This window comes from Archangium violaceum, from assembly GCF_016859125.1.
Lineage (GTDB): Bacteria > Myxococcota > Myxococcia > Myxococcales > Myxococcaceae > Archangium > Archangium violaceum_A.
This window is the reverse complement of sequence record NZ_CP069338.1, coordinates 11,306,809-11,326,882: the sequence shown is the minus strand read 5'-3', so window position 1 is coordinate 11,326,882 and position 20,074 is coordinate 11,306,809. Positions and strand designations below refer to the sequence as shown.

20 protein-coding genes are annotated in these 20,074 nt (G+C 69.2%); 8 read left to right on the top strand and 12 right to left on the bottom strand.

Annotated features, from left to right (window positions below; all coding sequences use genetic code 11):
• Positions 1-163: 163 nt before the first annotated feature.
• Positions 164-1,078 carry a hypothetical protein gene (locus tag JQX13_RS47905; RefSeq protein ID WP_203406058.1) on the top strand — a complete coding sequence of 305 codons (915 nt, stop codon included), beginning with the start codon at positions 164-166 and terminating at the stop codon, positions 1,076-1,078.
• Here JQX13_RS47905 and JQX13_RS47900 read toward each other — a convergent pair whose 3' ends face one another.
• From JQX13_RS47900 to JQX13_RS47885, 4 genes are read right to left on the bottom strand one after another with little or no spacing between them, the layout of a single operon-like run.
• Positions 1,079-2,032: a hypothetical protein gene (locus tag JQX13_RS47900; RefSeq protein ID WP_203406057.1), complete on the bottom strand. Its 954-nt coding sequence runs from the start codon at positions 2,030-2,032 to the stop codon at positions 1,079-1,081.
• Positions 2,033-2,034: 2 nt separating this feature from the next.
• Complete coding sequence (locus tag JQX13_RS47895) at positions 2,035-3,216, bottom strand: SDR family oxidoreductase (protein ID WP_203412546.1); 1,182 nt, start codon at positions 3,214-3,216, stop codon at positions 2,035-2,037.
• Between the two features lie 23 nt (positions 3,217-3,239).
• Positions 3,240-3,836 carry a dephospho-CoA kinase gene (gene coaE / locus JQX13_RS47890; RefSeq protein ID WP_203406056.1) on the bottom strand — a complete coding sequence of 199 codons (597 nt, stop codon included), beginning with the start codon at positions 3,834-3,836 and terminating at the stop codon, positions 3,240-3,242.
• Between the two features lie 6 nt (positions 3,837-3,842).
• A complete protein-coding gene (locus JQX13_RS47885) occupies positions 3,843-4,310 on the bottom strand; it encodes a hypothetical protein (protein ID WP_203406055.1) in 468 nt (155 codons plus the stop codon).
• A 162-nt stretch (positions 4,311-4,472) separates the two neighbouring features.
• Between JQX13_RS47885 and JQX13_RS47880 the strand changes: the two genes are divergently transcribed.
• From JQX13_RS47880 to JQX13_RS55015, 6 genes are all read left to right on the top strand, one after another.
• Entirely contained in the window at positions 4,473-4,940 is a 468-nt protein-coding gene (locus JQX13_RS47880) for a cytochrome c family protein (RefSeq protein ID WP_239014307.1), read from the top strand.
• Positions 4,941-4,945: 5 nt separating this feature from the next.
• Positions 4,946-5,551, top strand: a complete 606-nt coding sequence (yihA, locus tag JQX13_RS47875) for a ribosome biogenesis GTP-binding protein YihA/YsxC (RefSeq protein ID WP_203406053.1) — start codon at positions 4,946-4,948, stop codon at positions 5,549-5,551.
• Between the two features lie 13 nt (positions 5,552-5,564).
• The gene (locus JQX13_RS47870; RefSeq protein ID WP_430384233.1) at positions 5,565-7,238 is read left to right on the top strand and encodes a DUF6178 family protein; all 1,674 of its coding nucleotides are present in this window, start codon (positions 5,565-5,567) and stop codon (positions 7,236-7,238) included.
• A 184-nt stretch (positions 7,239-7,422) separates the two neighbouring features.
• Entirely contained in the window at positions 7,423-8,709 is a 1,287-nt protein-coding gene (locus tag JQX13_RS47865; protein WP_203406052.1) for an O-antigen ligase family protein, read from the top strand.
• Complete coding sequence (locus JQX13_RS47860) at positions 8,699-9,847, top strand: glycosyltransferase (RefSeq protein WP_203406051.1); 1,149 nt, start codon at positions 8,699-8,701, stop codon at positions 9,845-9,847. Before JQX13_RS47865 ends, JQX13_RS47860 begins: the two co-directional genes overlap by 11 nt.
• Positions 9,848-9,910: 63 nt before the next feature.
• A complete protein-coding gene (locus JQX13_RS55015; RefSeq protein ID WP_239014305.1) occupies positions 9,911-10,600 on the top strand; it encodes a DUF4097 family beta strand repeat-containing protein in 690 nt (229 codons plus the stop codon).
• Positions 10,601-10,672: 72 nt separating this feature from the next.
• On the opposite strand, the gene JQX13_RS47850 is transcribed toward JQX13_RS55015, so the two are convergent.
• The 6 genes from JQX13_RS47850 to JQX13_RS47825 form a co-directional block, all read right to left on the bottom strand.
• On the bottom strand, positions 10,673-11,803 hold the full coding sequence (locus tag JQX13_RS47850) for a quinone-dependent dihydroorotate dehydrogenase (protein ID WP_203406050.1): 1,131 nt from the start codon (positions 11,801-11,803) through the stop codon (positions 10,673-10,675).
• A gap of 5 nt (positions 11,804-11,808) precedes the next feature.
• Positions 11,809-12,804, bottom strand: coding sequence for an adenosine deaminase (locus JQX13_RS47845; RefSeq protein ID WP_203406049.1), 996 nt, complete (start codon positions 12,802-12,804; stop codon positions 11,809-11,811).
• A 36-nt stretch (positions 12,805-12,840) separates the two neighbouring features.
• Positions 12,841-13,521, bottom strand: coding sequence for a Smr/MutS family protein (locus tag JQX13_RS47840; protein WP_203406048.1), 681 nt, complete (start codon positions 13,519-13,521; stop codon positions 12,841-12,843).
• Positions 13,522-13,579: 58 nt separating this feature from the next.
• Entirely contained in the window at positions 13,580-14,407 is an 828-nt protein-coding gene (locus JQX13_RS47835) for a hypothetical protein (protein ID WP_203406047.1), read from the bottom strand.
• 4 nt (positions 14,408-14,411) lie between these two features.
• The gene (locus JQX13_RS47830; protein ID WP_203406046.1) at positions 14,412-15,989 is read right to left on the bottom strand and encodes a sensor histidine kinase; all 1,578 of its coding nucleotides are present in this window, start codon (positions 15,987-15,989) and stop codon (positions 14,412-14,414) included.
• Between the two features lie 65 nt (positions 15,990-16,054).
• Positions 16,055-16,804, bottom strand: a complete 750-nt coding sequence (locus JQX13_RS47825; protein ID WP_343211050.1) for a TerB family tellurite resistance protein — start codon at positions 16,802-16,804, stop codon at positions 16,055-16,057.
• A 79-nt stretch (positions 16,805-16,883) separates the two neighbouring features.
• Between JQX13_RS47825 and folD the strand changes: the two genes are divergently transcribed.
• On the top strand, positions 16,884-17,729 hold the full coding sequence (gene folD / locus JQX13_RS47820; RefSeq protein ID WP_203406044.1) for a bifunctional methylenetetrahydrofolate dehydrogenase/methenyltetrahydrofolate cyclohydrolase FolD: 846 nt from the start codon (positions 16,884-16,886) through the stop codon (positions 17,727-17,729).
• A 21-nt stretch (positions 17,730-17,750) separates the two neighbouring features.
• Here folD and JQX13_RS47815 read toward each other — a convergent pair whose 3' ends face one another.
• Together JQX13_RS47815 and JQX13_RS47810 are read right to left on the bottom strand one after the other, a co-directional pair.
• Entirely contained in the window at positions 17,751-18,500 is a 750-nt protein-coding gene (locus JQX13_RS47815) for a head GIN domain-containing protein (protein ID WP_203406043.1), read from the bottom strand.
• Positions 18,501-18,581: 81 nt separating this feature from the next.
• Entirely contained in the window at positions 18,582-20,051 is a 1,470-nt protein-coding gene (locus JQX13_RS47810; RefSeq protein ID WP_203406042.1) for a vWA domain-containing protein, read from the bottom strand.
• Between the last annotated feature and the right edge of the window lie 23 nt (positions 20,052-20,074).

The window sequence follows — 20,074 nt, the reverse complement described above, 5'->3', positions numbered from 1 at the left end:
CACTCCCGGAATTCGGGAGGCTCATGGATTGACGAAGTCGTGCTTTTAGCCTGAAAAAATCCGCCTTTAGCGTTTGACGCGAAACTGGGGGGAGCCTAGGATTTCCACCGGTTGTATCGGTTTCCTGAGTTCCCTTGAAAGGGCTCCAGTCTGGAGGTTCCCGGTGATCGCGCCCCAAACCGCTATTGGTATCCAGCCGGGTCCGGGCCACGACGTCATCCGGGCCAACCAACTCATGGAGGCGGGGCTCTGGCTGCACCTCGGCGGGGACAACGAGGGGGCCCGGAACCTCTTCCTGCGTGCCCTGTCGCATGATCCCACCCACCGCCGGGCCCGGGAGTGGCTCGCGAAGAGCGAGGCCTCGCTCGCCGCCACGCCCCGTTCCGTGCCCCCCGTTGCGTCCGTGGCGCCCCATCACGCGCTGGAGGTGAGCGTCGTCCTGCTGGACGAGGCGGAGGTGGCCTCCCCGGTGCCCGAGCCCCGTCTCATCACCGCCGACGTGCTGGACTTCCTCGCCGAGCCCGAGCCCATGGCTCCCCGGCCGGTTCCGCCCGCGCCCGTGGCCACGCGTGCGTCCGCGCCCGCCCCCGTCCGTGCGGTAACGCCCGCGCCGGTGCCCACGCGTGCGCCAGCGCCCGCGCCCGTTCGTGCGGTGACGCCCGTGCCGGTCGCCGCTCGTGCGCAGACGCCCGCGCCGGTGCCCGTGGCCACGTTGCTGCAGGGCGTGGAGGAACTGCTCTCTCTGGGTGACGTGTCGAGCGCGATGGAGTTGCTGCGCAAGGTCGAGCAGATGGCTCCAGGGCATCCACTGCTGGCGGCGGCTCGCGAGTGCTGCGTGCGTCAGCAGCAGGCCGCGCTGGAGGCGAAGCTGGGGGACCTGAAGCGGGTGCCCACGCTGAAGCTCCGCATGGCGGATCTGATGAAGCTCAGCCTGGATCCCCGCACGGGCTTCCTGCTGTCACGCATCGACGGGCAGCTCAGCTTCGAGGCGCTCTTCTCCGTGTCGGGCATGTCCCGGCCGGACACGATGCGTGTCCTGGTCCAGTTGCTGGACCAGGACATCATCACCATCCGCTGACTACCTGTCGGGGTAGTAGAACACCCGGAAGGCGTAGCTGCCCGCCTCGCCCTGCGGCGAGTAGAGATCGAAGTAGAGCGTGGTGGTGCTCTGCGCCCGGATCTCCACGTACGTGTTCTTCGAGGTGTGGAACGGGTTCTTCACGTCCTCGCGGGTGAAGAATGCGACCGCGGGCACGGAGCGGCTGGTGTCGAACTCGATGCGATACAGGACGCCCTGGGTGACGGAGAGGGCGAACCAGTCCTCGTCCAGGCCGTACTCGAGGCGCCCGTAGCGGTTGGTGGGCGAGGAGGTGTTCCAGTCGTCCGCGGAGACGGTGGTGGCCTCGGTGGACGCGTCGCCGTGGTCATCCTCGCCCAGCGAGGCGAAGGAGAGGGAGTACAGCCCGGTGGCGGCGGACGGATCCATCGGCGAGTGGCTCACGCGCACGTAGTAGGGCCCCGAGGCGCGGGCCTTGAAACCCACCTGGGCCTTGGGCCGACCGTCCTGGGACGTGAGCCACTGGCCCGCCGGATCGAAGACGTCCACGCGCGGCATGAGCGAGCCCTCTCCGGGCTCCACGGTGACGCTGTAGATGCCGCGCTGGGTGGCATCGACGCGGAAGAAGTCGTAGTCGCCGACGGGCTCGATGCTCTGCTGCCGCGACGCGCTGCTCGTCGTGAGCGTGGCGGCGCGCGAGAGGCAGTCATCCGGCTCCGCGCTGTCGCCCGCGTGCTCGGGGCAGTTGATGCTGGAGATGGGCTCGCACACACCGCTGGGGCGCTGGACGGTGCCTGCCTTGCAGACGCAGCGCGCCTTGCTGTCCTCGCTGACGCACACGGTCTTGTCGCCCTGTGTGCAGGGGTTGGGGTCGCAGGGATCCTTCGGGGTGTTGGGATTCGAGTCCACCAGGCAGCCCGTGCCGAGCACGGCCGCCAGGGGCAGGAAGAAGAAGCGGGAGCGGGGGTGTCGCATGGTCAGCGGCTCCGACGAACGTCCGCGCCCGTTTCTTCATCCGGGGCGGAGGGGGCCCGGTCCAACGGATCCTCCACCTCGGAGGCCTGCTCGCGGCGCTGGCGGTATTGATCGCGCACGTAGGCCACCAGCTGGTCCAGATAGGAGGAGAGGGGAGGGCAGCGGATGCCGGTGCCGTCCAGCAGTTCCAGGGTGTTGTGGCAGTTGTAGATGGCCAGGTGGTTGACGTAGTTGAGCGCGGCGCGCTGGGGCCGGGCGAGCTTCTCCAGCACCGGCAGGCGCATCATCACGTCCGCGGCCCGGGCCGACAGGTTGAAGCGCGGCAGCTTCTTGTTGGCCTTCTCCGCGATGAGCTCGTAGACGCGGCGGGCGCTCATCGGGTTGGGGTCCACCAGGTGGAAGGTGCGGCCGGCGGCGCGCGCGTCGTGCGACAGGGCCCACACCGCCTGCACCACGAAGTCCACCGGCACCACGTTGAGCGGGGCCACGCCGTTGCCGGGCAGGGGCAGCGGCACCACCAGCGGGCTCGTCACCAGGAGGATGCCCAGGTAGTAGGGGCCCTCGAAGCGGTCGATCTCCCCCGTGCGCGAGTCCCCCACCACGCTGCACGGGCGGAAGATGGTGACGGGGAGGGTGTTGGCGGCGCGCTGGACGAGCTTCTCCGCCTGGAACTTCGTCTCCTCGTAGACGTTGCGGAAGCCCTGGCCACAGTCCAGCTCGTCCTCGGCGATGACGCCCACGCGGTCACCGGAGACGTGGCAGGAGGAGAAGTGGCTGAAGCGCTGGAGGTGCTCGCAGTCGCGTGCCAGCTCCAGCACGTTGCGCGTCCCGTCCACGTTGATGCGCCAGGCCGTCTCCTTGGGCACGCTCAGGTAGAAGACGGCGGCCAGATGGTAGATGTGCGTCACCCGCTCGCACAGCCGCTGATACTCCTCGCCGGACAGGCCCAGGTGCATGTCCACGACGTCGCCGGTGAGCAGCTCCAGCGTGCCCCCGGAGCTCCTCAGCTGGGAGGCGACCTTCTGCGCCTCCTTGAGGTGCTTGGGCTGCACCAGGACGTAGACGTGAGCCTTGGGCTCCTCGCGGAGGATGTGCTCGACCAGCCGTTTGCCGATGAAACCCGGGAAGCCGGTGACGAAGTACGTTCCGGCCTTGCCGCGGGCTTCCTTGCGCTTCTCGCTCATGGGCGGCGGAGCATACCCGTCCCTCAGCCGCGCGCGAGCATGGCGCGCCATACCTCGTCCACCCGGGCCCGGGTCGCCTCCTTCTCCCCCGAGTTGTCCACCAGCCAGGTGGCGTGCTGGCGTTTCTCATCGAGTGGGAGCTGGGCGGCCAGCCGGGCCTCCGCCGCCGCCTCGTCCAGGCCGTCGCGGGCCATCAGCCGGGCCTTCTGCACCTCGCGGGGCACCCACACCAGCACCACCCCGTCCATCCCCTCGTGCAGCCGGTTCTCGATGAGGAGGGGGGCGTCGTAGATGATCCGCTCCACGCCCTGGGCGCCGAGCGCGTGGGTGCGCAGGAGGAACTGCTGGCCGATGAGCGGGTGGAGGATGGAGTTGAGGGCGGCCCGCTCCTTCGGGTCCCCGAAGACGCGGGCTCCCAGGGCGGTCCGGTCCAGCCGTCCGTCCGGGCCCACCACGCCCGGGAAGCGCTCGGCCACGGCCTTCAGCCCCGGCGTGCCCGGCTCCACCACCTCGCGGGCGATGACGTCCGCGTCCAGCACGTGGGCACCCAATTCGCTCAACATCCGGCTCACGGTGCTCTTGCCGGACGCGATGCCTCCCGTCAGCCCGTAGATTTTCACCGGGACCTACTTCCCGCCAGGCTGGGGCGTGAAGATGAACGAGTGCACCGTCTTGCCGTCCTCGTTGAGGAACACGGCCAGACCCAGCCGGGGGTAGAGCAGGTAGGTGCGGAAGTCGTCCGTCAGCTTCTTCTGATAGCAGGGCGAGGCCGGTACCTTGCCGGACGGGCAGACGGGGCCGTAGGTGCTCTCCACCGACTCCTTGTCGATGACCGGGCCGGGGAAGACGTCGATGCGCTCGACCAGCTTCGTGCCGGGGTCCACCTTGAACTGCACCTGCTTGGTTCCCTTGATGGCCTTCTGCTCGAAGTAGGCGATGACTTCCTTGCCCTCGGTGGTGACCACGCGCGAGGGCTCTCCGAACTTCTGGATGACCTGCTCACGCTTGGACTGCCCGGGCTCGATCCCCTGCCACGGTTTGGCCACCGCGGGCGCGGCGGCGAGGAGCACGGCGACGATGGCGATGGTCTTCATTCCCTCTGGTGTAACGGATTCCCCCGCGCCGCCTCAAGATCCCCCGCCTTCGTCCGGGAGGCCACAACAGCGCCAGGTTGCGCACCTCTGCCTTGCCCGCTCCGGGTGCGTCTGCTAGTCACCCGGCCGATGCGCGCTCGTGGCTCCTGGATTTCCTCCGTCGTGCTCGTCCTCGCCCTCTCCGGCTCGGCCCCTGCCGCTGACTTCCTCGGCCCGGAGAGCTGCAAGGGCTGCCACCCGGCGGCCTATGAGGCCTGGATGCAGTCCAAGCATGCCCGGGCCGGTGACTCGCTCTCCGAGGCACAGAGCAAGGACGCGCGGTGTCTCTCCTGCCACTCGCCCGACCAGGCCTCGCAGGGGGTCTCCCACGTCACGTGCGAGACCTGCCATGGCGGCGGTCAGTACTACTCGCCCGCCTATGTCATGAAGGACGCCGAGCTGGCCCGCCTGGTGGGCCTGGTGGACCCCTCGGAGAAGCAGTGCCGCAACTGCCACGACGCCTCGTCCCCGTCGCTCAAGCCCTTCAACTTCGTCGAGTCGCTCAAGGCCATCGACCACTGGTCCGCCGAGCGCACCGGTAGGTCGGCGCGCGCCGGGAGTGCCTCGCCCGAGCCCGCCAAGAAGAAATAACTCGCGTGATCAAGATCCTCGACGCCCGCTTCATCACCACGGCGGTGGAGCCCAAGGGCTACCCCACGAGCCTCGCGCCCGAGGTGGCCTTCGTGGGCCGCTCCAACGTGGGCAAGTCCTCCATGATCAACGCGCTGACCGGCCGCAAGAAGCTGGTGCGCGTGTCCAACACCCCCGGCCGCACCCGCGCGCTCAACTTCTTCGACGTGGACGTGGAGCGGGAGGGCAAGCGCTACCTCGTGCGCTTCGCGGACCTGCCCGGCTACGGCTTCGCCAAGGTGAGCAAGACGGAGCGCGCCGAGTGGCAGAAGATGATTACCACCTACCTGGAGAAGCGCCGGGACCTGAAGGTGGTGGTGAGCATCATCGACGCCGAGGTGGGGCCCACCTCCGACGACTTCCAGACGCTCGACTACCTGCAGGAGGCCAAACGGCCCATCCTGGTGGTGGCCACGAAGATCGACCGGCTTCCCAAGGCGCGCCGCAAGCCCCGCCTGAACGACCTGGCCGAGCAGCTCGCCCTGCCTCGGGAGGCCGTGCTGGCCTTCTCGGCCACGGACAAGCTGGGCCTGGACGAGGTCTGGGACGCGCTGCTGAACACCGTGAAGTGAAGGGGTGAGCCCCGTGTCGAATGGCAAGGGAAACGGAAGCAGGGGCAATGGGAGTGATCTCCAGCAGGCGCTGAGCACCGTGCGCCGGCAGCTCGCGTCGCTGCCCGCCCGCAGGCGGCTGGATGCCCTCATCGAGTCGCGTGACGCCCGGGCGCTGGTACGCTCGCTGCCCGCGGAGGACCTGTACTTCACCATCATGGAGGTGGGGCTGGCGGACTCGACCGAGCTCGTGCAGCTCGCCTCGCCCGAGCAGTTCCGCACCTTCGTGGACCTGGGCGGGTGGAAGAAGGACCGGGTCGACCTGCACGAGGTGCTCACCTGGCTGCGCGCCGCGCGAGGAGACGCCTCCGGGGACTTCCTCCAGAAGCTGCGCAAGGTGGACACCGAGGTGCTCGAGCTCATCGTGCGCGAGTTCACCCTCATCCACGACCTGGAGGAGAACCCGGACGTCCACGTGGAGGGCGTGACGCTGGAGACGCCCGAGGGGCGCTACCTGGTGGAGTTCAAGGGCGTGGAGGGCCCGGAGTTGGCCGCGCTGCGCTCCATCCTCAACGATCTCATCGCGGACAACCCCTTCGAGGCGGTGCGCTTCCTCGAGGCCACGCGCTGGGAGGTACCGGGCGAGATGGAGGAGGCGGCCTACCGCTTCCGCACGGCGCGGCTGGAGGACCTGGGCTTCCCCTCCCTGGAGGAGGCGGCGCGCCTCTTCAGCCGGGTGGACACCGGACCCGCGCCCGCTCCGGCCACCGTCGCGGCGCTCGTGGCCTCGAAGGGGCAGCCGGACTACCTGCAGGCCGCCTTCGCGGCCCTGGATGACGTGGAGCGGGAGAACCTCGAGGCCGAGCTGCGCTACCTGGCCAACGCCTCGTTGGTGGCGGAGGTGGAGGACCCCGGGGACCTGGACGCCATCCGGCGTGTGGGCGAGATGGTGCGCGACTACCTGCTGTTGGGGTTGGAGCACCTGACGGGAGGAGACCCCTCGCGCGCCGCGCAGGTGGTGCGCGACACGGAGACCCGGCGCGTCTTCCAGGTGGGATTCTCCCTGACCCTGGCGCTCAAGTTCCGCGCGGACCGGCTGATGAAGCAGCCGTTCGCGCAGGTGGAGGGCACGCCCCTGCTCTTCCCGGAGGAGGCCGCCGCCGTCGAGGCGCTGCGTCGCAAGCGGCCGAGGCGTGCGTTGAAGGTGCCCGGAGCCGAGGCGGTGCCCTTCCGCTCGCGGCGCGAGCTGGCGGCCAGCGAGGAGGTGCTGGCTCGGGCGGAGGCGCAGGTGGCGCTGCTGGGCGCGCTGCTCGGTGGCTCGAAGGAGCGGGCCCATCAGGTGCTGGCGCGCTTCGGCGTGGAGCCGGCCACACTGGGCGTGGATCGCCTCTTCGCCGCCAGCGTGGCGCTGGCCCTGCTGGAGGGGAAGGTGGATCCGCGGCCGGTGCCCTCGGCGCGCGGGGACGAGCTGGGGACGATGCTCTTCGAGGGTTCTCCCGAGGCCCCGCGCTTGCGTCCGGAGGTGGCCGGGCGCGCGGTGGCGGTGCTGGAGCCGGTGGTGCCCGAGTCGGCCCGGCCCGAGCTGCGCCGCCTGGTGGAGGCGACGCTCGCCCGTCTGCTGGAGGAGCTTGCGCCCTCGTTCCTGCAGGAGGGCAAGATGAGTCCCATCGCTTCCGTTCTGCTGCCCATGGAAAGCGGAAAGCCGTAATCCTTTCAGACCTACCACCCTCCGGACGCAGTACCCCGGAGCGCTAAGGGCTTGGATCCACGAGATCCCGGCCGTCACTCCCGGAAGGCGCGCGGATTGCACTTCGACAGCGCGCCCAGGCGCGCGTTTGGCGCGCAGAGTGTCCTGGACCACGCACCGTGGCCCAGGCGGGAGGAGGGTCTGGATGGGGTTGGGCGACAATTCGGAACGCCGGGATGTGGTGGCGTTCTATGCGCTGACCGCCTTCGCGGCGCTGATCTACATGCTGCCGCAGGCGTGGATACCCGCGCTGGCGCCATTGCGTCTGGCGCTGCTGACGTCGGGTCTGGCCGCGGGGCTGATGGCGCTGCGGCGGATGGGTCGCGCGGAGCCGCTCTTCTTCGACGGTGTGAGAGGAGTGGCGCTGCTGTGCTTCTCGGGGTTGGCGTTGGCCTCGGTGACCTGGTCGGTGAACCCGGAGGTGTCGCGCTTCACGGCCATCGAGCTGCTGAAGCTGACCGCCATCTACCTGACGCTGGTGAACGTGGTCACCACGCCCAGGAGATTGGCGGTGGTGTGCGGGGCCATGGTGTTGGCCTCGATGGTGACGTCCTATGGCGTCATCCAGACGTATTTGACGGGCACGCCCGAGACGCTGGTGGAAGGGTACCGCGCGCACTGGGTGGAGGTGTACGCGGACCCGAACCGCTCGGCCATGAACCTGGCGCTGGTGGTGCCGCTGGCGGTGGCCTTCCTGGCGCGCAAGGAGAGCGGCTGGCTGTGGCGCGCGGCGTGCGCCCTGGCGGTGGTGCTGGCGGTGGTGGCCATCGTCACCACCTACTCGCGCGGTGGCTTCATCGGCCTGTCGGTGGCCATGGCCCTCTGGGCGATGCGTGAGCAGAGGAAGCTGCGCTCGGTGCTGCTGGGCGTGGCGCTCGCGCTGGGGCTGGCGGTGTTCGCGCCGAAGAGCTTCTGGGCGCGCAACGAGACGGTGGCCACCTTCCACGAGGACGCCTCGGCCATGGGCCGTGTGTACGCGTGGCAGGTGACGTCGCGCATCAGCCTGGACAAGCCGTTGCTGGGCGTGGGGGCGGGTTCCTTCCGCTACGCCTGGCACCTGTACGCGCCGCCCCAGGCGACGCGCGCGTACGTGGCACACAACATCTTCCTGGACGTCATCGGGGAGCTGGGCTGGGTGGGCCTGCTCTTCTTCCTGGTGTTCGCCGGAGGCGCGACGGGAGGGGCCTTCGAGGCCTCGCGCAACCCGCGGGTGGGGTGGTTGGCGCGAGGACTGGCGGCATCCATGGCGGGTTATCTCATCTGTGACTTGTTCTCCGGCTACATCCTGTCCTCGCACCTGTACGTGCTGTTCGGTCTGGCGGCGTGCGCGCAACGCATCGCCCGGGCGCAGGAGGTGGAGGAGTCGGCGAACGTTCCCGAAGTGAAGGGTCGACTGGTGGCGGGCCTGGAGGGGTCCAACAATGCGGCGTGAGGAGGCACGGATGGCGGAGGAGCCTCTCCGCCTGGTGCAGTTCACCAAGTCTTTCCACATTGGCGGCACCGAGGTGCAGGTGGTGGAGTTGCTGAGGGGCCTGCCGTCCAGCTACCGCGTGCAGGTGGCGGTGCTACAGGACGCGGGGCCGCTGATGGACTCGGTGTCCCGGCTCGGTTTCGTACCGGAGGTGTTTCCGTTGAATGGGTCGCTGGCGCGGCTCAACTCGGCGCGGCAGGTGGTGCGGCTCGCGCAGTGGCTGCGGCGCGAGCGGGTGGAGTTGGTGCACGCGCACGACTTCTACTCGACGATGCTGGTGGTGCCGGCGGCGAAGCTGGCGGGGACGAAGGTGATCGTCGGGCGGTTGGATCTGGCCCACTGGCACGGCAAGGCGCGGCGGGCGCTGCTCCAGGGTCTCACCCGGATGGCGGACCACGTGGTGGCCAACGCGGAGGCCATCCGCCGGATGCTGGTGCGGGAGGAGGGGCTCCCGGCGGATCACGTGTCCGTCGTCCCCAACGGCCTGGACCTGGCGCGCTTCAACGCGCGGATGCGGGAGGGGCTGAAGGCCCCGCTGCCGGACACGCGAGGCGCGCCGGTGGTGGTGCACGTGGCGAACATGAACCACCCGGTGAAGCGGCAGGAGGATCTGCTGCGGGCCCTGGCGATGGTGCGCCTCAAGGGGCACGTGCTGCACGCCTTCCTGGTGGGGGATGGCCCGCGCAGGCTGGAGCTGGAGCGGATGGCGGGCTCGCTCGGGCTGACGGACACCGTCCACTTCCTGGGGCACCGCTCGGACGTCCCCGCCATCTACGCGCGGGCGGATTTCGGAGTGCTGTGCTCCACCGCGGAGGGCATGTCCAACGCGGTGATGGAGGGCATGGCCGCGGGGTTGCCCATGGTGGTGACGTCGGTGGGTGGCAACCCGGAGCTGGTGGCGGATGGGGAGCGGGGCCTGGTGGTGCCGCCCCTGCGGCCCGAGGCCATGTGCGAGGCCTTCCGCAAGTTGTTGGCGGATCGCGAGCTGGGCCAGCGCATGGGGACGGAGGCGCGCGCCTTCGTGGAGCGCGAGCTGTCCCTGGAGCGGATGGTGCGCCGGCACGACGCGCTGTACCGGCGGGTGGCGCGAGGCGGGTGAAATCGTTTTTCCGGAGGCCCGTAGAGGAGGGGGACAGCAACCTTCTCCTACGAGGTTTCCGCCGTGAATTTCGCCCTGCTCCTGGTCCTGGCCGCCGCTCCCGCTCCGCAGTCGTGGCAGTTCGAGACGGATGGCACGCCGAAGGTGAGTATCGCCAACGTCAACGGCTCCGTGCGGGTGGAAGCCGCGAACGGGAGGACGGTGTCGGTGGAGGCGACGCAGGAGGGCAGCGAGGCCGAGCGCGCCCGGTACCCCATCGAGGTGGAGAAGGATGGGGATGAGGTGACGGTGAGGCTGTGCTGTGGCTCCTGCGGGAAGACGATCTCCAACTGCCGTGATCCGGTGCCCACGCACTTCGTGGTGAAGGTTCCGCGTGACTCCTCGCTGGAGGTGTCCACGGTGGCGGCTCCGGTGAATGTGTCCGGCGTGGCGGGGGAGCAGGAGCTGGCGGTGGTGAGCGGCAACGTGTCGGTGAAGGGCTCACGGGGCAAGCTGGAGGTGGCCGCGGTGAACGGCTCCGTGGAGCTGACGCCCGAGTTGCTTGGGGACACCGAAGTGAGCACCGTGTCCGGCGACGTGAAGCTGAAGCTGCCGCGCGGTGCGGGAGCCACCGTGGACTTCTCCTCGGTGGGAGGCCGATTCAACGGGCGCGGCGTGAGCCTGGGCTCCACCAGTCAGAAGTTCGGCAACGGCGAGCATGACGTGAACGTGAGCACCGTGAGCGGCACGCTCGACGTCCAGTCCGCCGAGTGATTCGAGGTAGAGGGACGCTCGCCGGTGGAACTCCAAGGCGCCGGCGAGCGCCTTGTTTTTTTCCGGGGGGCTTCACGCCTGGGGGCGCACGGTTTCGCGCTCGGGCACGGCGACCGGTGTCACGGGAACGCCGCGGTGGTCCGCGCCGATGGCCTCGCGCACCGAGCGGAAGCCGTCCCGGGCTAGCAGCGGGCCCAGTCCTTCCAGCAGCCGTCGCACCATTCCGGGCCCCTCGTAGATGAAGCCCGTGTACACCTGCACCACCGAGGCCCCGGCTCGCAGCTTCTCGTACACGTCCTCGGCGGTGAAGACGCCACCCACGCCGATGATGGGCAGTTCGCCTCCACTGCGCGCATAGGCACGGCGGATGACGGCGTTGGCCGGCTCGCGTACGGGCGCTCCGGACAGGCCACCGGCTTCCTTCGCCACCGCGTGCTCGAAGGGGCGGGCGATGGTCGTGTTGGTGGCGATGAGCCCGGCCAGCCCGCAGGCGCGCGCCACGTCCACCACCTCGTCCACCGCCTCGGGCGTGAGATCCGGAGCGATCTTCAGGAAGAGGGGCTTGCCCGGCGCCACCTGGTCCAGGCGCGTCTTCACCGCCCGGAGCAGCGCGGTGAGGGCCTCGGGCTCCTGCAGCTTGCGCAGGCCGGGGGTGTTGGGCGAGCTGGCGTTGACCACCACGTAGTCCCCGAGCGGGGCCAGCGTGTCCACGCACGCCACGTAGTCGTCCACCGCCTTCTCCAGCGGCGTGTCCTTGTTCTTGCCGATGTTCACCCCCACCGGCGCGGGGTGCCACGTGCGCGCCCGGAGGTGCTCGGCGGCGTTGGTGGCGCCGTGGTTGTTGAAGCCCATCCGGTTGATGAGCGCGCGGTGCTCGGGGATGCGGAAGAGGCGCGGTGTCGGGTTGCCCGGCTGGGGCCTGGGGGTGAGCGTCCCCACCTCCACCGCGGCGAAGCCGAGCGCCAGCAGCCCATCCACGGCCTCGGCCTCCTTGTCGAGCCCCGCTGCCAGCGCCACCGGGTGCGCGAGTTCCAGGCCCGCCACCTTCACCGAGGCGTCATAGGTGACGGCGGAGAGCGTCCGCGCGCGCAGGCTCTGGCACAGCCCGGACAGGTGCCCGAACCACCGCAGCAGGGTCATTCCCAGCCGGTGGGCGCGCTCGGCGGGGAGGAGGAAGAGGAGGGCGCGGGCGAGGCGGTACATGGCGCTCACGTGGGGATGAAGGAGTACTGGCGCGCCCAGGCGAGCGTCTGGTCCACCTGCTCGGGGGAGAGCAGGCCGTTCTTCTCGACGAGCTCCACCTCCCGGAGCATGTCCGTCTCCAGGAGGTAGGTGCCATCGGTGTTGAGCGTGAACTTCACGCCCCGGTCCCAGAAGGTGCGCATGATGTGCTTGAGCTCGTCGAGCCCCTCCACGGCGCGGGTGTGGAGGTTGGAGGTGGGGCACAGCTCGAGCACCACGTCGCGCTCGCGCAGCAGCTTCATGGCCGACTCGTCATAGGCGGCGCGGATGCCGTGGCCGATACGGTGGGGCTTGAGCTTCTCCACCACGGCCATGACTCCCTCGGCGCCGGTGCCCTTCGTCTCCCCGGTGTGCACGGTGCACTTGAGGCCCGCCTGGCGGGCGCGGGCGAAGAGCTCCTCGTACTGCGACACCACGGCGGGCTCGAGCTCCAGCGCGTGTGTCTCCGTGCCGGCCAGGTCGATGCCGTAGACACCTCGGCCGCGGTACTTGATGGCCTTGTCCACGAGGATGCTGTTGAGCCGGTGGTCGAACTCGCGGGCCAGACAGAAGATGAGCCCCGCCCTCACGCCGTACTCGAGCATGGCCCGGTCCATGCCACGCAGCGCCGCGTGGATGATGTGATCCAGATCCAGCTCCGAGTTGAGGTTGCGCTTCATGGGGTTGAAGCGCAGCTCGATCTGCGTGACGCGGCTGCCGCGGTACTCCTTGCCGATGATCTCGTACACGGAGCGCTCGACGGCCATGGGCGAGCTTTGAATCTTCTCCGTCCAGGTGTGGAGGATCTTCAGGTAGTCCTCGAGGCTGCCCACCTTGCCGGGACGCGAGGTGATGAGCTCGACGAAGTCGAAGTAGCTCTTGACCGGGAGCTTGAAGCCCTGCTGGTGCGCGAGGGACCAGAGGACGTGAGGGGCCACGGAGCTACCCACGTGGATGTGCAGATCGATGAGATCGCGTGCCATGGCGGCATGTATGCACAGTGCCGCCCAGGCGTCCAGCTACCGGCGCAGCAGCACGTAGACGGCGCCCGTGCCCCCGTCCTGGGGACGTGCGGTAGCGAACGCCAGCACCGTCTTGCCGATGCTCTTCTGGCTCAGCCATCCCCGGAGGCTCTCCTTGAGGACGGGGATCTGGTCCTTGGAGTTGAGCCCCCGCCCGTGGACGATGAGCACGCAGCGCTTGCCGGTGCGGCGGCTGTCGGAGAGGAACCGGTTCACGGCCTCCCTGGCCTCGGCCTGGGTCATGCCGTGGAGATCCAGACGGCCCTGGACGGAGAAGTCGCCGCGGCGCAGGGAGCGCAGCAGCCGGGCATCGATGCCAGGAGCGGCGCCCTGGATGTACTCATCGGTGTCGGAGACATCGAATTCCCCCTGGCCGGCCACGAGCTCGGCGAGCTCGGCGAGGGCCTCGGCGTTCTCGTCGATGATCTCCGGCAGACGGGGGTTGGGAGCGGGTGGCTCGCCGCGGTTGGTGAGCTGCTCCACGCCGTCCATGGCGGAGAGGAAGAGGGACATGTCGTCCTCCTCCTGGCGCTTGGATTTGGAGGGCTTGGGGGGCGGGGGAGGCGCCTGGGGCTTCTTGGGCGGCTCGGCCTGCTTCTTCTTGAGGTCCGCGAGAGCTGCCTTGAAGGGATTGTTGAAGCTCTCGCTCTTCTTCTTGGGGGAGCCGCGGTCGCTCATATGGACTTGTAATGCGACAGAGCGGGCCGGGGTTCAACCCGGTTTCGTATCCCCCGGCTCAATCCTGGCCGGACAGCCAGGCCTGGAAGCGCTGCGCGGAGGGAGGGATCTGCCGCACGCGGCACCAGTCGACGATGCAGAGCTGATGTTGGGTGGCGAGTGTCGCCAGCAGGGAGGCATCCCCCTCGAGGCCCGCCCCGGCCTGCTTGCGGTGGAGGCCCAGCGCGGTGACGCGGCCCTCCCGCTGCACGCCGTACAGCGCGAGGCCCGAGGGCAGCTTCACTGCGAAGCCTCCCGCGACCAGCCCCGCCACGCCCCGGAACGCGAGCCCCTCGAGCCACGTCGCGCGCTCTCCCAGGGCGCTCCGCAGGTTGGCCTGGGTGATCCACGTCCCATGCAGGGGCAGGGGCACCTCCTTGCGGAGGTAGAGCGCGTCGAAGCCGGGGCTCTTGCGGTGCTGGGTGTGGATCCGCTCGATGGCCCTCAGGTCCACCTCGATGGCGCTCTGGAGCGTGATCGCCACGAGCTCGATCTGCCGCCAGTCGTCCTCGTGCAGCTCGAGCACCTGCTTGCCGAGCTTCGTCGAGCCCTCCTCGATGGGGGGAATCTCCTCGGCGATCGAGGGAAGCGAGTAGAGCACCTCGCGCGGGCTCACCTTGGAGATCCTCACCTCCCGCATCTCGAGCCGCAGCTTGCCGCTGGCGCGGAACTCCCGGGCGGTCATGGGGGAGGCGGAGACGACCGAGTAGGTCTTGTCTCCGATCCGCAGCGTGGTCGCCCCCTCGAAGTTCTGGGGGAGGTTGCCCACGGGCAGCTCCGCCTGGCCGATGGGCTGGCCCGTCGTGGCATCGAAGAGCTGCACCTGGATGGTGGAATGATCTGGCATGGTCCTAGCGTAGCGCGGTGCGGGGCAGGAACACCTCGAACAGAGAGCCTTGCCCCGGCTCGCTCTCCACTCGCACCTGTCCTCCGAGGGACTCGACGATCTGTCGGGTGATGTAGAGCCCGAGCCCCAGGCCCCCGTAGTGGCGCCGCGACACGGCACGCTCGAAGCGGTCGAAGATGCGAGGGAGATCCTCCGGCGCGATGCCGATCCCCTCGTCACGGACGCTCAGCCAGGCCCGGTCATTGTCGGCGCGGATGTTCACGACGATGGGTCGGCCCTGCCCATACCGGGTCGCGTTGCCGAGCAGGTTGATGAGCACCTGCTCGAGCCGCGCCGCGTCCCATTGTCCCCGGAGGGGCTCGGAGGGCGCGTGCAGGGTGACCGCACACCCGTTCTGTTCGAAGACGACGTGCATCCGCTCGAGGACGTCGCGCGTCAGTTGGACGAGGTCCACGTCCGCCAGCTCCAGCTCCAGCTTCCCGGCGGAGATGTTGCTCACGTCGAGCAGGTCGTTCACGAGCGAGGAGAGCCGGCCCAGCTGGCGCCGGACGACGAAGAACCTGTTCTCGACCTGCCGGCGCGACTCCTCGTTCAACACCCGGTGGACGAGCTCGAGCTGCAGCGAGAGGGACACCAGGGGCGTGCGCAGCTCGTGCGAGGCGACCGAGAGGAACTCGTCGCGCAGTTGGATCGCCTCCTGCGCCTCCCGGAAGAGCCGGGCGTTCTCCAGCGTGGCCACCGTCCGGTGCGCGAGCTCCTGGGCCATGGCCAGATCGTCCGGGGCGTAGCGCTGGCCCGGCTCGCTCGTGCCGAAGAAGAGGATGCCCAGCACCCGGCCTCGTGCCTTCAGCGGCACGGCCATGGCCGAGTGCGCACCGAGCGCGCGGAGGGCGGCCAGCTGTTCTGGCGCGAGATGTGTGTCCAACCGGGCTTCCCCGGTCTGGAGCACCGGGTGGAGCGGGGAGCCGGGAGAGGAGGGGGACTTCATCACCTGCTGGAGGAGGGACTCCTGGGAGGAGTCGCGGTGGGCGACCGCCACGTGGCACGGGCTTCCGTCCGGCCGCACGAGCTCCGCCAGGCACATCGTCGCCACGGAGGCGGTGGCCAGCCGCGTGAGGCCCTGGAGGACCCGCACCGCGTCCTCGGGCCACTCGGAGAGGAGCCGGCTCGCATCCGACAGGAAGCGCAGCTGTGTCTCGGAGCGCTTGCGCTCGGAGATGTCCTGCGTGATGGCCATGAGGAGGTGGGCTCTCCCCTCCGCGTTCATGAGCGCCGACACGGAGTTGTTCACCCAGACGATGGAGCCGTCGGGCCGCAGGTAGCGCTTCTCGATGATGAACGGCGGACCCCCCTGGGTGGTCCGTTGGAACAGCTCGAGGTTTCCCCCAACGTCATCCGGATGGGTGAGGTCCTGCATGCGCAGGTTCAGCAGTTCCTCCTGGGTCCGGCCGACGATTTCACAGTAGCGCTGGTTCACCAGCACGAAGCGCCCGCTCAGATCCGTGTGGGCGATTCCCACGAGCGCCTGATGGAAGAAGGCGCTGAAACGCTGTTCCTCGAAGCTCCTGTCTGGCTTCTCCACACCCGGATTCTCCCTCCCCACAACATGCCCATGAACGGTGAAGTTCTTCCGGGCCGTCGGGTGGCTCACAAACCGCGTAGGCGGCGGATCTCCTCGTAGGACTCCCGGATCTCCTGGAAGCGGCGGGACGCCTGTTCGACCGCTCCCTGCCCGAGGTGGGCGACACGATCCGGGTGGTGGGTGGCGGCGAGCTGACGGTAGGCGCGCTTCACGTCCGCGTCGCTGGCGTCGGCGGTGAGGCCGAGCCGGGCGTAGTGGGCCTCGCCATCCCCGAAGTGACGTGCGGTGACGGATCGGAGGTCCTCCTCGGTGAGCCCCAGCCCCTGGGCGACCCGGCGCAGCGTGTCCTGCTCGGCGCGCTGCAGGTGGCCGTCGACGAGCGCGAGGCCGTAGAGGGCATCGAGCAGCAGCAGTCGCTCGGAGGTGGGGAGCTCCTCGCGACAGGCGGCGGCGGAGTCCTCGAGAGAAGGAGGGCGGGCGAGGTGCTCCTTGAGGTAGCGGCGCACCAGCCCGAGTGCCTCGGGGCCGTACTTGAGCTGATCGGCGAAGTACTCGCGCACCACGCGCACCTCATCGCGCACCACGTCGCCATCGGCGCGAGCCACCTCGATGAAGAGGGCGCACAGGTGGCGCGCGAAGTGGTCCTGGGCGGCGATCTCCAGGGACGAGCGGGTGACGGGCTCTCCCTGGCCGGCCGCGTCGGAGGGGAGGACATGGAGCTCGTCGACCTGATGGCCGACCAGGAGCCCGGCGATGACGAGCAGGACGATGGCCAGGGGTCCACCAATCAGTAGACCGACGGCGAGTCCAAGCATCGCTCCGAGGACTTTTCCAGGTGCCACGCGTGCATCACTCCCTTGCCAGGAGGGAGTTTCGCATAGAGTCCGCCCTGCTATGGCCCAGTTGATCGACGGAAAGACGGTGGCGGCGCGGGTACGGGCGGAGGTGAAGGGGGAGGTGGAGAAATTGAAGGCCGAGCGCGGCCTGGTACCTGGGCTGGCGGTGGTCCGTGTGGGAGAGGATCCCGCCTCGAGGATCTACGTCACGGGGAAGAAGAAGGCGGCGGAGGAGGTGGGCTTCAACTCCTGGGAAGTGCACCTGGACGAGAACATCACCCAGGACGAGCTGCTGTCGCTGGTGGGCAAGCTGAACGCGGATCCCGAGGTGCACGGCGTCCTGGTGCAGCTGCCGCTGCCGAAGCACATCGACGCGGAGCGGATCATCTCGGCGGTGGAGCCGGAGAAGGACGTGGATGGCTTCCACCCGGTGAACGCGGGCAGGCTGTCGCTGGGCAGGCCGGGGATGAGGCCGTGCACGCCGCTCGGGGTGATGCGGCTGCTGGACGAGGTGGGCTGCGCTCCCTCGGGGAAGAAGGCGGTGGTGGTGGGGCGCAGCAACATCGTGGGCAGGCCGATGGCGCTGATGCTGCTGGCGGCGGACGCGACGGTGACGATGTGCCACCGCAAGAGCAACCTGGCGGCCGAGGTGGCGACCGCGGACATCCTGGTGGTGGCCGTGGGAGTGCCCGAGCTCGTCCAGGGTGAGTGGATCAAGCCGGGGGCGGTGGTGATCGACGTCGGCATGAACCGGATGCCGGACGGGAAGCTGAAGGGGGACGTGGCGTTCGCGGCGGCGAAGGAGCGGGCCTCGTTCATCACGCCGGTGCCAGGCGGGGTGGGTCCGATGACCATCGCCATGCTGATGCGCAACACGCTCGAGGCGGCGAAGGCCAGCCGCTGAGCCACGACCCACCCCGGGAGGCTACTCGAAGGAGAGCGTCGCGCCGCCGCTGAGATCCTCCTGGTGCACCGTGGGCCTGCCGATGATGCGCACCTCACCGCCGCCGGAGGCCGCCACGCGCAGGGAGTCCGAGACCCGCATCTCCGTGGAGCCACCGCCGCTGGTGGAGAGCGTGGCCACCTGGGTCGAGAGCTCGCGAGCCCGCAGCTCGACCCCCCCGGACGTCTTGCTCGTCACCTCGGTGGCATGCCCTTCCACCGTCACGTCACCCCCTCCGCTCATGTCCAACTTGAAGGACGCGGTGTCGAGGCCCCGCAGCCTCACCGTGCCGCCACCGGACGCCTCCAGCGTGAAGAGCTCGGGGGAGACGACACTGCCGCTCACGTCCACGGTGCCACCCCCCGAGCGGGTGACGGCCTCGAGCTTCGGCATCGTCACCTCCACGCGCAGGGGATTGCTGGAGCTCCAGCTGCCCACGTCCTCCGAGCGGAAGTGGATGAAGAGGCTGTCCGTCCCCGCCTTCTCCGTCCGTAGCAGCGCCACCAGGTTGTCATCCCCCACCACGCGCACCTTTCGCGGCTGGGCCGGGTCCACCACCACCGTGAGCTCGATGCCGTCATTCACGTCGAGCCGCTCGAAGTCGGAGGCCTGCCGCTCCTCCTGCACCAGCTTGCCGCTGCCCTGCACCTGGGGCCCGAGCGCACCGCAGCCGGTCAAGGCCATTACCAGCAACGACAGTCCCACCCACAGCCCTCGAGTTCCGATATCCATCCGCTGACTCCCTGGAGTTCTGGCCGGGCGCACCGGCCGCGGACGATGGAACACCGCGGCCGGCCGGAAGTGTCACCGGGCTCAGGGAACCATCAGCGAGGCCAGCTTGAACGCGAGCTCCGCCTCGGTGCGCAGCGGCGCGTCGTCCATCCTGTCCGCCTCCGCTTGCAGCAGGGCCGCCGTCCGGTCCGCCAGCTGGCGGGCCGCGGTCTTCTCGCCCTTCATCCACAGCTCGCACGCGGAGCGGGCGCCCAGGACGAAGTTCGTCAAGGCCACCGCCTTGCGCACCGAGCGCTGCGAGTACCACGCCTCCGTGGAGGCGAGCGGCTCGCTGCCCTCGTAGCTCGCCGTCAGGGTGGTGCGGGACTCGCCTCCTCCCGTGGCCTGGAAGGACAGGTTCCCCGTCATCACGGATTGGGCGGGGGCGATGTCCTCGACACGCGAGAGGCGCGCGAGGATGGCGCCGCGCCGCCGGGAGAGGAACACCGTGGACACCACCATCTCCGCCTGGCTCGCCCCTGGCTCCACGCCCGGCAGGCCGTACACCGCCTCCACCTCGAAGCCCTCGGCCGGGGTGAGCGCCATCTTCAAGTCATACGCGATGGGCGTCACCAGGTAGTCGAAGTCCTCGTCGAAGATCGTCCGCGTCCGCTCGGGATTGCTCAGGTAGAAGGAGTTCGCCCCGCGTACGGCGGAGATGGCCGTGACGAGGCTCTGCGAGAACGCGATGTTCACGCCGAAGACGGTCGTGTCCCGGCCCTCGCTGGAGTTGGAGCGCAGCAACTCCATGAACTCGCCATCTCCCGTCATGCCCACGTTGGGCATCGCATCCGTGAAGAGGAACAGGCGGCGGGCGCGTGTAGCGTCCGTTCCCCGCGTGGCGAGCTGATTGAAACCCGCCTTCAAGCCGCACTCGATGCAGGTACTGCCGGCGTCCTGGATGGTGTCGATGACGCGCAGCAGTGCCTCGCGATCGTTCACGGGGGTCTGCTCCACCAGCGTCAGGGCGCCATCATCGAAGACGACCAGCGAGAAGGTGTCGTTCTCGTCCAGCTTCGCCACCAGCCTGCGCGCCGCTTCCTTCACCGCCTCGAGCGGCTCCCCATGCATGGAGCCGGAGCGATCGATGACCAGCGCCACGTCGAGCGGCTTGCGGCGGAAGGTGGTGGGGTCCACGTTGGAAGAGAATCCCACCTGCACGAACACTTCCTGGCGGCCCGTATCGAGGGCCGTCGCGATGCCCGTCGCCGTGCGCAGGCACAGCACCTGCTCACAGGGAGCGCCGTCCAGGGGAAGGTCGTGCTCCGAATAGAGCCCCTCGACGACGAAGTCCTCTGGAGCCGGCACGATGCCAACGGCGATCTTCCGCCGCGCCAGCGCCATGTCCTGTGCACCTCCTGGCGTTCCTCCCACGTCCCCCGCGGGAGGAGCTCCGCCCACCGGAGGCGCTCCTCCCCCGGGCCCGCCTACGGGATCGCCGCCCCCCATGGAACCACCACAGCCCGCCAGCATCAGTGCTGTCAGCCACGTGACCAGGAACCTGCGTGTCATGCCATCCTCCGGATGAATGGGGT

Excerpts from the sequence above, each read along its gene's own strand:
- JQX13_RS47900 (WP_203406057.1), bottom strand. The coding sequence starts at position 2,032 with ATGCGACACCCCCGCTCCCGCTTCTTCTTCCTGCCCCTGGCGGCCGTG.
- JQX13_RS47895 (WP_203412546.1), bottom strand. The coding sequence starts at position 3,216 with ATGAGCGAGAAGCGCAAGGAAGCCCGCGGCAAGGCCGGAACGTACTTC.
- JQX13_RS47885 (WP_203406055.1), bottom strand. The coding sequence starts at position 4,310 with ATGAAGACCATCGCCATCGTCGCCGTGCTCCTCGCCGCCGCGCCCGCG.
- JQX13_RS47865 (WP_203406052.1), top strand. The coding sequence starts at position 7,423 with ATGGGGTTGGGCGACAATTCGGAACGCCGGGATGTGGTGGCGTTCTAT.
- JQX13_RS47860 (WP_203406051.1), top strand. The coding sequence starts at position 8,699 with ATGCGGCGTGAGGAGGCACGGATGGCGGAGGAGCCTCTCCGCCTGGTG.
- JQX13_RS47850 (WP_203406050.1), bottom strand. The coding sequence starts at position 11,803 with ATGTACCGCCTCGCCCGCGCCCTCCTCTTCCTCCTCCCCGCCGAGCGC.
- JQX13_RS47845 (WP_203406049.1), bottom strand. The coding sequence starts at position 12,804 with ATGGCACGCGATCTCATCGATCTGCACATCCACGTGGGTAGCTCCGTG.
- JQX13_RS47840 (WP_203406048.1), bottom strand. The coding sequence starts at position 13,521 with ATGAGCGACCGCGGCTCCCCCAAGAAGAAGAGCGAGAGCTTCAACAAT.
- JQX13_RS47835 (WP_203406047.1), bottom strand. The coding sequence starts at position 14,407 with ATGCCAGATCATTCCACCATCCAGGTGCAGCTCTTCGATGCCACGACG.
- JQX13_RS47825 (WP_343211050.1), bottom strand. The coding sequence starts at position 16,804 with ATGCTTGGACTCGCCGTCGGTCTACTGATTGGTGGACCCCTGGCCATC.
- folD (WP_203406044.1), top strand. The coding sequence starts at position 16,884 with ATGGCCCAGTTGATCGACGGAAAGACGGTGGCGGCGCGGGTACGGGCG.
- JQX13_RS47815 (WP_203406043.1), bottom strand. The coding sequence starts at position 18,500 with ATGGATATCGGAACTCGAGGGCTGTGGGTGGGACTGTCGTTGCTGGTA.
- JQX13_RS47810 (WP_203406042.1), bottom strand. The coding sequence starts at position 20,051 with ATGACACGCAGGTTCCTGGTCACGTGGCTGACAGCACTGATGCTGGCG.